Raw genomic sequence first — 13,504 nt, 5'->3', positions numbered from 1 at the left:
GTGAGGGATCGATAGATGCACGCGGACCTGCTGGCGAGCGCCGTAGCGCAATGCAATAGCGGGACAGCCTCTGGTGTCGCCGGGTCTGGTCTCGCTCTTGCTTCGATCAGGCGCGTCAGGAGCCACATGCGCACTCTCATCGTTGCCGATCTTCATTACTCGCTGCCGCAGTTCGACTGGCTGGTGGCGGCTGCCGATCATTTTGATGCGGTGGTGTTCGCCGGCGATGCGCTCGATCTCGCCTCGATCGTCGACATTCGCGCCCAGATCGTGGTCGTGAAGACATATCTCGCGCTCCTGGCGGCCAAGACGCGGGTCATGATCTGCTCGGGCAATCATGACCTGGAGGAGCGCAACCCGGATGGCGAGAAGATCGCGGCCTGGATCAGGACGGTCCGCGAGCTCGGCATCGCAGCCGACGGCGATGACCTTCTGATCGGCGACACGCTGTTCTCGGTTTGCCCGTGGTGGGACGGCCCCATCGTCAAGGCCGCCATCGCAAGCCAGCTCGATGCCGCCGCGACGCGCGACACAGCCCGCTGGATCTGGGTGCATCATGCGCCGCCGGCCAACTCGCCGGTGAGCTGGGGCGGCAAGCGCTTCTTCGGCGACACCGAGCTCGAAGGCTTCATCGCGCGGCACCGCCCGGCGATGGTGATCTCCGGCCACGTCCACCAGTCGCCCTTCATCACGGATGGGTCCTGGTTCGATCGCGTCGGTGAGACTTGGGTCTTCAACACCGGGCGGCAACCCGGGCGACCGCCGACCTACATGGTGCTCGACACCGACGAAGGGCGCGCCTTCTGGTTGGCGGCGGGGCAAGCCGAATGGATCGATCTCGCCGGCCCCCTGCAACGCCCGGCGCAGCCCGTGACGGCGGCGCCGGACTGGCTCAGAGTCGTGGATCGGATTCCAGATCCGTTCCTGGCGAAACCTGCTGCGGCGGCAGGTTGATCATGCTCTGCAGCACCTCGCCGACCATCGAAAGATGGGTGCCGTGGCCGGCATATTGCCGCTTCAGGTCGGCGAGATAGCTGTTGGCGACGTTGAGGCGCTGCGCCAGCATGCGCGCAATCGCGAGCGTCGCCTCGGGATTTTCACTGAGGAAGCGTGGCGCATCCGGGATCTCGTAGATCCGGCAATCGACGAGCGCCCGCACGGTCGCCGTGTGCGGCTGCTCCAGCAGGAGCGACATCTCGCCGAACAGCGCGCCCGGCTCGGAGATGACGGCCACCGTGGCGCCGGCCTTGATCACCTCCAGCTCTCCGTCGAGCAGGATGTAGAGATGCCCAGTGTTGTGCCCCTCCTCGAGCAGCATGGTGCCCGCCGGAATGGCGCGCTCATGTCCGCCGGTGCAGTGGCGCAGGAAGTCGGTCATCGGTTCGCCCGCGATGTTCACGCCGCGCGCTAAGCTAGCCGAAGAACGGTTCATCGCCACGCGAAATCGTCCGGGCGCTTCGCACCAGCTGTCGCAAAGGATTTTGAACCCTTGTCCGAATTGAGCACTCGGCGGCGCCATCATCGTGATCGGGACGTGGGTTTGGCTCAGCCGCCGAGGCTCGATGGCAAGGTGGCTCAGCTTGGAGAGCAGCAGATCGATGAAACCCGACGCACAAACGCGCTTCTGGAGAGGATCGCCATCAGCTTGGAAAATCGACGCACCACAATAGCAGCGTCACCATTGCGAGGGTGCGTCCCAGCGGATGCTAATGGTAGGCGGCGAGAGATTCGAACTCCCGACCCTCTCGGTGTAAACGAGATGCTCTAACCAGCTGAGCTAGCCGCCCTCACGTCGCGCTTCTTTACCCCCTGCCCGATCCTCAATCAACGCCGGAACCACGCGGCGGCAGCGAGAAACCGCCGCAGCGGGAACGGTGGGGGCAGACCACGCACGCTCGAAGGGTCGGTGGCTCGATCCCCCAAACGAAAACGGCGCCCTTACGGGCGCCGTTTTCTTGGATCAGTTCGGACCTCAGTGGGCGGTCAGGCCGCCGGCGGCTTCGTCGCCATCGGCTTTCACCGGGACCTTGGTGTCCTCTTCCCAGACGATCGGCACCGGCTTGCGGACCAGGGCCCGGGCGACGACGTCGTCGAGACGGGAGACCGGGATGATCTCCATGCCGCCCTTGATCGCATCGGAAATCTCCGTGAGATCCTTGGCGTTGTCCTCGGGGATCAGCACCGTCTTGATGCCGCCGCGGGCCGCGGCCAGGAGCTTCTCCTTCAGACCGCCGATCGGCAGCACGCGACCACGCAAGGTGATCTCACCGGTCATCGCGACGTCGTGACGGATCGGAATGCCCGTCATGACCGAGATGATTGCGGTTGCCATCGCGACGCCCGCCGACGGACCGTCCTTCGGGGTCGCCCCCTCCGGAACGTGGACGTGGATGTCGCGGCGGTCGAACATCGGCGGCTCGATGCCGTAGACGATCGCCCGCGAGCGGACGTAGGACGCCGCCGCCGAGATCGACTCCTTCATGACGTCGCGCAGATTGCCCGTCACCGTCATCTTGCCCTTGCCGGGCATCATGACGCCTTCAATGGTGAGCAGCTCACCGCCGACATCGGTCCATGCCAGACCCGTGACGATCCCGATCTGATCGTCGCTCTCGATCTCACCGAAGCGGAACTTCGGAACACCCAAGAATTCCTCAACGGTCTTCTCGGTGATCTTCACCGACTTCTTCTTGGACATCATGAGCTCCTTCACGGCCTTGCGGGCCAGTGTGGAAATCTCACGCTCCAGATTACGTACGCCCGCTTCGCGGGTGTAGCGCCGGATCACGAGCAGCAATGCGTCGTCGTCGATCGACCACTCCTTCGAGTCCAGTCCGTGCTTGGAGATCGCGCTGGGGATCAGGTGCTTGCGGGCGATCTCGAGCTTTTCGGTCTCGGTGTAGCCTGCGATGCGGATGATCTCCATGCGGTCCATCAGCGGCCCGGGAATATTCAGCGTATTCGCGGTCGTGATGAACATGACGTTCGACAGGTCGTAGTCGACCTCCAGATAGTGATCGTTGAAGGTCGTGTTCTGCTCGGGGTCCAGGACCTCCAGCAGCGCCGACGACGGGTCACCCCGGAAGTCCGAGCCCATCTTGTCGATCTCGTCCAACAGGAACAGCGGGTTCGAGGTCTTGGCCTTGCGCATCGACTGGATGATCTTGCCGGGCATCGAGCCGATATAGGTCCGGCGATGACCGCGGATCTCCGCCTCGTCGCGCACTCCGCCCAGCGACACGCGAACGAACTCGCGGCCGGTGGCCTTCGCGATCGACTTGCCGAGCGAGGTCTTGCCGACGCCGGGAGGTCCGACCAGGCACAGGATCGGGCCGGTCAGCTTGTTGGCGCGCGACTGCACCGCCAGGTACTCGACGATGCGGTCCTTGACCTTCTCCAGCCCATAATGATCCGCATCCAGAACCGCCTGCGCGGCCTCCAGATCCTTCTTCACCTTGGACTTCTTGTTCCACGGGATCGACAGCAGCCAATCCAGATAGTTGCGCACGACAGTCGCTTCCGCGGACATCGGCGACATCTGGCGTAGCTTCTTCAGCTCGTGCTGGGCCTTCTCGCGCGCTTCCTTGGAGAGCTTGGTCTTGTTGATGCGCTCTTCCAAATCGGCGAGCTCGTCGCGGCCGTCCTCGTCGCCCAGCTCCTTCTGAATGGCCTTCATCTGCTCATTCAGGTAGTACTCGCGCTGGGTCTTCTCCATCTGGCGCTTGACACGCGAGCGGATGCGCTTCTCGACCTGCAGCACCGAGATCTCGCTCTCCATCAGGCCCAGCACCTTCTCCAGGCGCGTGGTGACGGACAGCGTCTCCAGGATGCCCTGGCGATCGGCGATCTTGACGGCGAGATGCGAGGCGACGGTGTCGGCCAGCTTACCGAAATCGGTGATCGACTGAACGACGCCGACGACCTCTGCAGAGATCTTCTTGTTCAGCTTCACATAGCTCTCGAAGTCCGACACGACGGAGCGCCCGAGTGCCTCGGCTTCGACCGACTTGGCGTCGGTGTCCTCGAGCGCAACGGCAGTGGCTTCGTAGTAGTCGGCACGATCGGTGTATTTCTCGACGCGCGCGCGCTCCAGGCCCTCGACCAGCACCTTCACGGTGCCGTCGGGCAGCTTCAGGAGTTGCAGCACGCTGGCGAGCGTCCCGGTCTCGTAGATCGCATCCGGAGCTGGATCGTCGTCGGACGCGTTCTTCTGCGTCGCGAGCATCACCAGCGCGTCGTTCTTCATCACCTCTTCGAGGGCGCGGATGGATTTCTCGCGGCCGACGAACAGCGGAACGATGTTGTGCGGGAAGACGACGATGTCGCGGAGCGGCAGAACCGGATAGGCGTGGCTCTCGCCGTAAACGATGGTCGGCCGGGGTTTGGGGGTCGTCATGGCCTGTTCCTTTTGTTTAGCCCCCTTGCACGCAGTCCGCCATCGTGCGCAACCGCCACAAGGTGCGATCTGATCCGGACATCACTGACGCGTCGATATCGCCCGCTTGTTTCGGATCGTTGTTGAGGCGAATCCCGGGATTGAGATTTGTATCGCCACGCGACATTAGGTGGCTATCGACCCGGGGGGTGTCAAGTATCGGTAAACACCCGCCAAAAATGGCTTTACGCGGCGGGACGCTGAAACGCTGCGATGCCGCGGACATGACGTCCGCGGCGATCGCCGATCTAATAAATCGAGGTCTTCTGTCTCTCGTACCAGCGCGCCTCACGCGCTGGCGCTGCTTTCCACCGCGCGATCGGAGCGATCGGCGTAAATGTACAGCGGGCGGGCGGTGCCCTCGACCACTTCACGCGAGATGACCACTTCCTCGACACCCTCGAGACCCGGCAGGTCGAACATCGTCTCGAGCAGGATGCTCTCGAGGATCGACCGCAGACCACGCGCGCCGGTCTTGCGCTCGATGGCCTTGCGCGCCACCGCGCCCAGCGCCTCGTCGGCGAAGGTGAGCTCGATGTTCTCCATCTCGAACAGCCGCTGATACTGCTTCACCAGCGCGTTCTTGGGCTCGGTCAGGATCTTCTTCAGCGAGTTCTCGTCGAGGTCCTCGAGCGTCGCAACGACCGGAAGACGGCCGACGAACTCGGGGATCAGGCCGTACTTCAGGAGATCCTCAGGCTCGACGTGACGGAAGATCTCGCCGGTGCGGCGGTCCTCCGGCGCCAGAACCTGGGCGGCGAAGCCGATCGAGGTCGACCGGCCGCGCGCCGAGATGATCTTCTCGAGGCCGGAGAACGCACCACCGCAGATGAACAGGATGTTGGTGGTGTCGACCTGCAGGAACTCCTGCTGCGGATGCTTGCGGCCGCCCTGCGGCGGAACCGACGCAACCGTACCCTCCATGATCTTGAGCAGCGCCTGCTGGACGCCCTCGCCCGACACGTCGCGGGTGATCGAGGGATTGTCCGACTTGCGACTGATCTTGTCGATCTCGTCGATGTAGACAATGCCACGCTGCGCGCGCTCGACATTGTAGTCGGCCGCCTGCAACAGCTTCAGGATGATGTTCTCGACGTCCTCACCGACATAGCCGGCCTCGGTCAGGGTCGTCGCATCCGCCATCGTGAACGGCACGTCCAGGATGCGCGCCAGCGTCTGCGCCAGCAGCGTCTTGCCCGAGCCGGTCGGACCGATCAGCAGGATGTTCGACTTCGCGAGTTCGACGTCCGAGTGCTTGGTCTGGTGATTCAGCCGCTTGTAGTGGTTGTGGACGGCGACCGAGAGCACCTTCTTCGCATGGTTCTGGCCGATGACGTAATCGTCCAGGACCTTGCAGATCTCCTTCGGGGTCGGAATCCCGTCGCGCGACTTGACCAGCGAGGACTTGTTCTCCTCGCGGATGATGTCCATGCAGAGTTCGACGCACTCGTCGCAGATGAAGACGGTTGGACCTGCGATCAGTTTGCGGACTTCGTGCTGGCTCTTGCCGCAGAACGAGCAATATAGCGTGTTCTTCGAGTCGCTCGTGCCGACCTTACTCATTCCTGTCTCCGTCCGCGGTTCGCTCTTGTCCGCTCGTTCGTCCCGATCCGGCACGGGCCGGACCAGACTGGTGAAAGAGCAAATTTCGTACCAAAATTAACACCTTGTTCTTCACCTGTCGTGCACCCACGACCTACGCGAATCCCCCACGATCCATAACTCGACACTCTAGCCAATCATGCTGTCATCCGACTATCAAGAATTCGCTAATCGGAGCACAGACCCTAGACCGTGACATTACCGTGATTTTGGGGCTTGACACGGCAATAACACGCGAAATCAGCGGAGCGTTGCGTGTTTGCCACGCCTATTTGCCGGCCGCACGGCAAGGTTGCGGCTCTTTTGGGACCCTACCTCAGCACCTTTGCCGACCGAAGCCGGTAAAGGAGCCGCCGTTACATCCCCCAGGCCCGTCCATCGGGCCCCGCGTCGCTTACTGTTGGCTCACTTGCCCATCGCCGCCGGATCTTCCGGCCGCTTGTCGATGACCTTGTCGATCAGGCCGAACTCCTGGGCGGCTTCCGCCGTGAGGAACTTGTCGCGCTCCAGGGCGTCCTCAATCGCCTTGTAGGGCTGGCCGGTGTGCTTGACGTAGATCTCGTTCAGCCGCTTCTTCAGGTTCAGGATCTCCTGGGCGTGCAGCATGATATCGGTCGCCTGGCCCTGGAACCCGCCGGACGGCTGATGCACCATGATGCGCGAGTTCGGCAGCGAGAAGCGCATGTCCTTGTGGCCGGCACAGAGCAGCAGCGAGCCCATCGAGGCCGCCTGGCCGGTGCACAGCGTCGACACCGCCGGACGGATGAACTGCATCGTGTCGTAGATCGCGAGGCCCGACGTCACCACGCCACCGGGCGAGTTGATGTACATCGCGATTTCCTTCTTCGGGTTCTCGGCCTCGAGGAACAGGAGCTGAGCGACGATCAGGGTCGCCATGCCGTCCTCGACCGGACCGGTCACGAAGATGATGCGCTCCTTCAGGAGGCGTGAGAAGATGTCGTAGGCGCGCTCGCCGCGGTTGGTCTGTTCGACCACCATAGGCACAAGGTTCATATAGGTTTCGACGGGATCGCGCATGAATCACCCAAGGGTTGGACCAGCAGTTGAGACGACCGGCCGCCGCAGGTGAGGCTCATTTCAACGAGCAGCGACGGACAGGTGTCCCGTGATGCAGAACTTCAAGACCGAGCCCACAGATATGGACCAATTTGCCGGTGACAAGACCGGGTGCCCTGGGCCGCCGCAAGCGAGGTCGTTGCCCTGTTCAAGCTGATTCCCGCGGCGGCGGCCAGCGCCGGAACCTGGACGACCGGCGCTTTCGCCGGTCAACCTTAATCTCGCGCTTATGTCGCGAACCCTACGATGGACAGCCTGATCAGGCCGCCTTGTCGCTGTCGTCGTCCTTGAACAGCTCGTCCTTGGAGACCTTCTTCTCGGTCACGTTGGCGAGTTCGAGGATGAAGTCGACGACCTTGTCCTCGTAGATTGGCGCGCGCAGCTGCGCGAGCGCCTGCGGGTTGCTGCGATAGAAGTCCCAGACCTCCTTCTCGCGGCCCGGCATCGAGCGCGCACGCTCGATCACGGCGCGGCTGACCTCGTCGTCGGTCACGGTGATCTTGTTCTTCTCGCCGATCTCCGACAGCACGAGGCCGAGGCGCACGCGGCGGTCGGCGATGGTGCGGTACTCCTCCTTCGCCTTGTCCTCGGTGGTGTTCTCGTCGGCGAAGGTCTTGCCGCTGGAATCCATCTCGGCCTTGACCGAATTCCACATCAGGTTGAACTCCTCGTCGATCAGCGACGGCGGTGCATCGAACTTGTGGGTCTCGTCGAGACGGTCGAGCAGCGCGCGCTTGACGCGCTGGCGGGTCGCCTGGCTGAACTCGCCGGCGAGACGATCGCGCATCAACTGCTTCAGCTTGTCGAGCGATTCGAGGCCGAGCGTCTTGGCGAACTCATCGTCCACCACCTTGTCTTCGGGCGCCTCGATGGCGGTGGCGGTGGTTTCGAACTCCGCCGCCTTCCCGGCCAGCTCGTTGTTGAGATAATTGGTCGGGAACGTGACCTTCAGCGTGCGGGTCTCGCCGACGCCGATACCGATCAGCTGGTCCTCGAAGCCGGGAATGAAGGTGTTCGAGCCGATCACGACGTCGATGCCCTCACCCGTGCCGCCCTCGAAGGCGACGCCGTCGATCGTGCCCTTGAAGTTGATCTTCACGCGGTCACCGCTCGCGGCCTTCGCGCCCTCGGCCTTCGCCGCGTAGCTGCGGTTGGCATCGGCCAGGCGCTTGATCGCCTCGTCGACATCGGCATCGGTGATGTCGGCCACCGGCTTCTCGACCGAGAAGGTCTTGAAGTCGGCGAGCGCAATCGCCGGCACGACCTCGACGGCCACGGTGTAGGTCAGGTCCGACTGGCCGGAGAGGATCTTCTCGACCTCGGCCTCCTCCGTCGGCATCGTCACCTTCGGCTCGGTGGCGAGGCGGAAGCCGCGCTCGGTGAAGATCTGCGTGTTGGTGTCGCGGATGGTCTGGTCGATGGTCTCCGCCATGACCGACTTGCCATAGATCTTCTTCAGATGCGCGACCGGCACCTTGCCGGGGCGGAAGCCGTTGATGCGGACCTTGTCCTTGAGATCGACCAGCTTGGCGTCCGCCTTGGCGTCGAGATCCGCCGCCGGAACGCTGATCTGGAACTCGTGCTTCAAGCCTTCCGACAAGGTTTCTGTGACCTGCATGGCGTCAATCTTCTTCCGCTTCGGTCCGAACCCTTGCGATCCGGACACATCTGACTCAATTGTGGACGACGCGCAGCAAAAGGCTTTGCGCCGGTGGGATCGGCGGCCCCGCTTCTCTGTGCGAGAGAGCGGGTCTGCCGGTAAAACTTGGGGCAAACGCCGGAGAAGCGCTTGGTGCGGGCGGAGGGACTCGAACCCCCACAACTTTCGTCACTGGAACCTAAATCCAGCGCGTCTACCAGTTCCGCCACGCCCGCGTGAACTGCATCGATAGCCCGGCCGCGGTGCCGCGGGCGGCGCGGCTTATACCACGCACGAAACCGTCCGCAGCAAAAAAATGGGCTGTCGAAAGCACCACCGGCAGGCCGATCGACCGTGTCGCACGCACAGATAAGGGAAAACAGCATGATCCGCATCCCCCTCATCGCACGATGTTTTGTCGCATGACGGAACCGTCGGAGGGGCTCAGCCGCCGCGCCCTGCTCGGCGGCCTTGCGGCAGCCGGCGCGGCCTCGTTTACCCGCTCGGCTCGGGCCGGTGGCCGAATCTCGGTTTCGTTGAACGCTCGCGGCGAATCTCTGGTGCTGGCCCAGGGACGCTCGGCCAGCCCGCTCTGGCGGCTGGCTGCACCGGCCCCGGTGGTCCGGCTCGCCCGCGGCACGGCGCTCGATCTTGACCTTTCGAATGGCCTTTCGATCCCGGCCGCATTGTCCAGCCGCGGCCTCGCTTTGCCCGCACCGCTGCTGGCGCAGGCGGAGATCGGCCCCGGCGGCCGGGCCACCATTCCAGCCCTGGCGTCGCGCGCCGGGACCGGCCTGCTCGACCTGCGGCTGCTCGCCGACGCCGTGCCGATCCGCCCGCTGCCTGTCATCGTCGATGAGGCCGCGACGGTAACTGTCGACCGCGACGAAATTTTCCTGGTCGAGGATTTCAGGCTCAAGGCGGACGGCACCGCGGTTGCGCCAGGAACCGAAGCGCGAGACACCGAGCTCATCTACACCATCAATGGGCACGTCCAGCCCGAGATCGCGCTGCGGACCCATGAGCGGGTCAGGCTGCGGTTCATCAACGGCTGTCAACGCGCTGTGATCGCGATCAAAATCGCCGACCTCGACGCCGTTCGCGTGATGGCCATCGACGGCCAGCCGGCCGAGCCTTTCCTGGCTCGAAATGGCGCGGTGGTGCTGCCGCCTGGCGGCCGCACCGACGTCTTCATCGACATGCCCGCCGCCAAGACGGTGCTGGCCGTGCTGCTGCACGACGGCAGCAATCCGCGTCCCCTCGCCCGGCTGGTGGCGTCGAGCGAGCCGCCGCTCCGTGCCGCCCCACTGCCGCCGGCGCCGCCTTTGCCGTCGAACGGGTTGCCGGACAAGCTGGACCTGAGGACCGCCGCTCGGGCCGAGCTCGCGCTCGACGGCGCCGGCTGGCAACCGCCCGCCGCGTTCAACGCCGCCGGCGCCCCCACCTTCCAGGCCAAGGCCGGCCAAGTGGTCGTGCTGGCATTGGCGAACAAGACCGCCGGCACCCATGTGGTCCACCTTCATGGCCAGCCGTTTCGGCTGCTCGACCGGCTCGACGACGGCTGGAAGCCCTATTGGCTCGACACGCTGGCGCTGGAGGCCGGCCAGACCCAGCGCATTGCATTCCTTGCCGAGCAATCCGGCCGGTTCCTGGTCGAGAGCATGGCGACCAACTGGGCGGCGCCGCGGCTGCTGCGGTGGTATGAGATCAGGTGAGGAAACGAACCTGAGGGAACAGTCCCCATGACCACTGCCGCCATCACCGGGGTCACGGCGCGCGCCGTGATCACGCCCATGAAGCGCCCCCTGCGCAACGCGTTCGGGATCATCGACTCCGGACCGCTGGTGCTGATCGACGTCGCAACCGATCAGGGGGTTACCGGCCATTCCTACCTGTTCGCTTACACCAGGCTCGCCTTGAAACCGCTGCTACATCTGGTCGAGGAGATCGGCCGAGAGCTCAAGGGCCAAGCCCTGGTCCCGTTCGACCTGATGAAACTCATGGACGCCAAATTCCGCCTGCTCGGCTGGCAGGGCCTCGTCGGCATGGCCGTCTCGGGCCTCGACATGGCGTTCTGGGATGCGCTCGGTCAGCTCGCGGGCAAGCCCGTCGTCGAGCTGCTCGGCGGCACGGCGCGGCCGATTCCGGCCTATGACAGCTATGGCGTGCTCGATGCCAAGGACGACGAGCGCACCTTGCGCGCCGCGCGCGACGAGCACGGCTTCCGCGCCATCAAGACCAAGGGCGGTCATGGCGATCTCGCGACCGACGAAGCGATGACCAAGGGCCTGCGCGCCCTGCTCGGCCCGGACATGGCGCTGATGCTCGACTTCAACCAGTCGCTCGATCCCGCTGAGGCGACACGTCGAATTACCAACCTTGCTGCCTACGACCTGACCTGGATCGAGGAGCCGGTGCCGCAGGAAAACCTCTCCGGCCATGCCCGGGTGCGCGAGCGCTCGGAGATCCCGATCCAGGCCGGCGAAAACTGGTGGTTTCCGCGCGGCTTTGCCGAGGCGATCGCCGCCGGCGCCTCCGACTTCATCATGCCCGACCTGATGAAGGTCGGCGGCATCACCGGCTGGCTCAACGTCGCGGGGCAAGCCGACGCCGCCTCGATCCCGATGTCGAGCCACATCCTGCCCGAGGCGAGCGCCCATGTGCTGGCAGTGACGCCGACGGCGCACTGGCTCGAGGTGCTGGACTTCGCCGGCGCCATTCTCGCCGAGCCGCTGCTGGTGGTGGATGGCAAGGTGACAGCCAAAGGTCCCGGCCTTGGGCTCGCCTGGAACGAGAGCGCGGTGGCGAAATATCAGGTGACGTGAGCACAGCCAAGAGCAGGACGCGCCGTCGCCGCCTCACCCTCAACTGTCATCACCCGTACCCGCGACCGGGCGATCCGGTACGCCGAGACATCGGTGGCTAAATCGATAGGCCGCGGCGTACTGGATGCCCGCCTTCGCGGGCATGACAGCGTGGTTGAGGCGACGACTCGCCCCTATTAATACTCGACGCCGAACCGGTCATAGAGCCGCCGGAACACCGCAGGCAAGGTCTCCGTCAGATCCTCCGCGATCAGCCCCGGTCCCGCCTCGTTGCCCGCCTCGCCATGCATCCAGACGCCGATGCAGGCGGCCTCGAACGCCGGCACACCCTGCGCCAGCAAGCCGGCGATGATGCCGGCGAGCACGTCGCCGGCGCCGGCGGTGGCGAGCCATGGCGGCGCGTTGGCGGCGATCGCGGCGCGGCCGTCGGGCGCGGCCACCGTCGTGTCGGCGCCCTTCAACAGCACCACGGCGCCGCAGCGCACGGCCGCCGCGCGGACGCGCTCGAGCTTGGAGCGGCCGGGATGCTTGTTGCTGAGATCCGAGAACAGCCGCGGGAATTCGCCCTCGTGCGGCGTCAGCACGATCTGCGCCTCGGTCATCGCCCTGATCTGCTCGAACAACCGCTCCGGCGCATCGGCGAAGCTCGTCAATGCGTCGGCATCGAGCACGAGATGACGCTGCGCCGTCAGCGCGGTGTAGACGAGGTCGCGCGTGCGCTCGCTGACGCCGGTGCCGGGTCCGATGATGCAGGTGTTGTAGCGCTTGTCGCCGAGCAATTCGCCGAACGCGATCGCGGTGTCGGCGGCGCGCACCATCACCGCCGTCAGCGCCGCAGCATTGACCGCCAGCGCATCGCGCGGCGAGGCCAGCGTGACCAGGCCGGCGCCCGCCCGCAATGCGGCCCGCGCGGCCATCCGCGCCGCGCCCGTGGCGGTGACGTCGCCGGACATCGTCAGCACGTGCCCGCGGGCGTATTTGTGGCCGTCGATGCGTGGCACCGGAAAATGGCCCTGCCACAGCTCGGGATCGTTCTCGAAGGCCTGCGGCCTGATCTCGGCGAGCACCTGGGGATCGATGCCGATGTCGGCGAGCCGGACGCGCCCGCAATGCTGGCGGCCCGGCAGCAGCAGGTGCGCCGGCTTCTTGCGGAAGAAGGTCACCGTCTCGGTGGCGCGGACCGCGATGCCCATCACCGCGGCCGTGGTGCCGTTGATGCCGCTCGGCAGGTCGACGGCGAGCACCGGCGCGCCATTGCCGTTGATCGCTGCGATGACGTCATGGGGCTCGCCGGTGACGGCCCGGCTGAGACCTGCGCCGAACAGCGCGTCGATGATCAGCGCCGGCTTGCCGATCGCCTGCGGCGTGAACGGCAGCACCGGAAACTTCCATCCCTTGGCGGCGGAGGCCGCGTCGCCGTGCAGCGCGTCGCGCTCGCACATCAGGATGACCGACACGTCCCTGCCCTGCGCGGCGAGCTCGGCCGCGGCAACGAAGCCGTCGCCGCCATTGTTGCCCGGCCCACACACGACCACGATCGGCCCGGTCTCGACCAGGTCCATGGCCGCCTCGGCCACCGCCTGTCCGGCGCTCAGCATCAGCGAAAAGCCCGGCGTGCCGGCCGCGATGGTCAGCCGGTCGGCGCGCTCCATTTCGCTCGTGGTCAAGATGTCCATTACCGCTCTCGTCCCCAGCCGCCGTCTTGCGCCGGCTGCGTGATGTCGTCCCCGTCGCCTCGCAGCGGACGTCGGCGCCCCGTCCCTCGGAGCCGGTGCGGGCGAATCCCGCGCTCCCTATTGCCGCGCCAGCCCGCAACTTCCAAGGGCGCTGCACATCTGGCAAGACGCGACGAAACCCGGCACGTCGCCTTTTCCCTGGGCATTTCGGACAGCGCGCGGCCCCGCCGTCAAGACCTGCACAATGTTT

Annotated in this window: 9 protein-coding genes and 2 tRNA genes; 3 read left to right on the top strand and 8 right to left on the bottom strand. The window is 65.2% G+C overall.

All coding sequences use genetic code 11. The features are described 5' to 3' along the window. The first annotated feature begins 126 nt into the window (after positions 1 to 126). Positions 127 to 954: a metallophosphoesterase gene (locus QX094_RS24630; RefSeq protein WP_316188234.1), complete on the top strand. Its 828-nt coding sequence runs from the start codon at positions 127 to 129 to the stop codon at positions 952 to 954. Here the strand turns inward: QX094_RS24630 and QX094_RS24625 are convergent. The 7 genes from QX094_RS24625 to QX094_RS24595 form a co-directional block, all read right to left on the bottom strand. Continuing rightward, positions 893 to 1,378 carry a cyclic nucleotide-binding domain-containing protein gene (locus QX094_RS24625; RefSeq protein WP_316185773.1) on the bottom strand — a complete coding sequence of 162 codons (486 nt, stop codon included), beginning with the start codon at positions 1,376 to 1,378 and terminating at the stop codon, positions 893 to 895. The genes QX094_RS24630 and QX094_RS24625 overlap by 62 nt on opposite strands. A 332-nt stretch (positions 1,379 to 1,710) precedes the next feature. After that, positions 1,711 to 1,787, bottom strand: a tRNA-Val gene (locus tag QX094_RS24620). 185 nt (positions 1,788 to 1,972) lie between these two features. Further along, on the bottom strand, positions 1,973 to 4,396 hold the full coding sequence (gene lon, locus QX094_RS24615) for an endopeptidase La (protein ID WP_315711533.1): 2,424 nt from the start codon (positions 4,394 to 4,396) through the stop codon (positions 1,973 to 1,975). Positions 4,397 to 4,723: 327 nt separating this feature from the next. After that, a complete protein-coding gene (gene clpX / locus QX094_RS24610) occupies positions 4,724 to 5,998 on the bottom strand; it encodes an ATP-dependent Clp protease ATP-binding subunit ClpX (RefSeq protein ID WP_012044595.1) in 1,275 nt (424 codons plus the stop codon). A gap of 444 nt (positions 5,999 to 6,442) precedes the next feature. Continuing rightward, positions 6,443 to 7,075, bottom strand: coding sequence for an ATP-dependent Clp protease proteolytic subunit (locus QX094_RS24605; protein WP_315711531.1), 633 nt, complete (start codon positions 7,073 to 7,075; stop codon positions 6,443 to 6,445). 298 nt (positions 7,076 to 7,373) lie between these two features. Next, positions 7,374 to 8,732 carry a trigger factor gene (gene tig / locus QX094_RS24600; protein ID WP_315711530.1) on the bottom strand — a complete coding sequence of 453 codons (1,359 nt, stop codon included), beginning with the start codon at positions 8,730 to 8,732 and terminating at the stop codon, positions 7,374 to 7,376. A gap of 172 nt (positions 8,733 to 8,904) precedes the next feature. Next, positions 8,905 to 8,989: transfer RNA gene (locus tag QX094_RS24595), tRNA-Leu, on the bottom strand. Positions 8,990 to 9,163: 174 nt separating this feature from the next. Between QX094_RS24595 and QX094_RS24590 the strand changes: the two genes are divergently transcribed. Together QX094_RS24590 and QX094_RS24585 are read left to right on the top strand one after the other, a co-directional pair. Further along, on the top strand, positions 9,164 to 10,468 hold the full coding sequence (locus tag QX094_RS24590; RefSeq protein ID WP_316175286.1) for a multicopper oxidase family protein: 1,305 nt from the start codon (positions 9,164 to 9,166) through the stop codon (positions 10,466 to 10,468). A gap of 27 nt (positions 10,469 to 10,495) precedes the next feature. After that, positions 10,496 to 11,578 (top strand): enolase C-terminal domain-like protein, encoded by a 1,083-nt coding sequence (locus QX094_RS24585; protein WP_316188232.1) that lies wholly within the window; start codon positions 10,496 to 10,498, stop codon positions 11,576 to 11,578. Positions 11,579 to 11,754: 176 nt separating this feature from the next. On the opposite strand, the gene QX094_RS24580 is transcribed toward QX094_RS24585, so the two are convergent. Continuing rightward, complete coding sequence (locus QX094_RS24580) at positions 11,755 to 13,254, bottom strand: NAD(P)H-hydrate dehydratase (RefSeq protein ID WP_316188231.1); 1,500 nt, start codon at positions 13,252 to 13,254, stop codon at positions 11,755 to 11,757. Between the last annotated feature and the right edge of the window lie 250 nt (positions 13,255 to 13,504).

It is taken from the genome of Bradyrhizobium sp. SZCCHNS1050, assembly GCF_032484785.1.
Classification (GTDB): domain Bacteria; phylum Pseudomonadota; class Alphaproteobacteria; order Rhizobiales; family Xanthobacteraceae; genus Bradyrhizobium.
Note: the sequence above shows the minus strand (reverse complement) of the source record. Positions and strands in the feature narration are given on the sequence as shown.

Bases quoted from the DNA above. Each gene is read 5' to 3' on its own strand.
- QX094_RS24630 (WP_316188234.1), top strand. From the start codon at position 127: ATGCGCACTCTCATCGTTGCCGATCTTCATTACTCGCTGCCGCAGTTC.
- QX094_RS24625 (WP_316185773.1), bottom strand. From the start codon at position 1,378: ATGACCGACTTCCTGCGCCACTGCACCGGCGGACATGAGCGCGCCATT.
- lon (WP_315711533.1), bottom strand. From the start codon at position 4,396: ATGACGACCCCCAAACCCCGGCCGACCATCGTTTACGGCGAGAGCCAC.
- clpX (WP_012044595.1), bottom strand. From the start codon at position 5,998: ATGAGTAAGGTCGGCACGAGCGACTCGAAGAACACGCTATATTGCTCG.
- QX094_RS24605 (WP_315711531.1), bottom strand. From the start codon at position 7,075: ATGCGCGATCCCGTCGAAACCTATATGAACCTTGTGCCTATGGTGGTC.
- tig (WP_315711530.1), bottom strand. From the start codon at position 8,732: ATGCAGGTCACAGAAACCTTGTCGGAAGGCTTGAAGCACGAGTTCCAG.
- QX094_RS24590 (WP_316175286.1), top strand. From the start codon at position 9,164: ATGTTTTGTCGCATGACGGAACCGTCGGAGGGGCTCAGCCGCCGCGCC.
- QX094_RS24585 (WP_316188232.1), top strand. From the start codon at position 10,496: ATGACCACTGCCGCCATCACCGGGGTCACGGCGCGCGCCGTGATCACG.
- QX094_RS24580 (WP_316188231.1), bottom strand. From the start codon at position 13,254: ATGGACATCTTGACCACGAGCGAAATGGAGCGCGCCGACCGGCTGACC.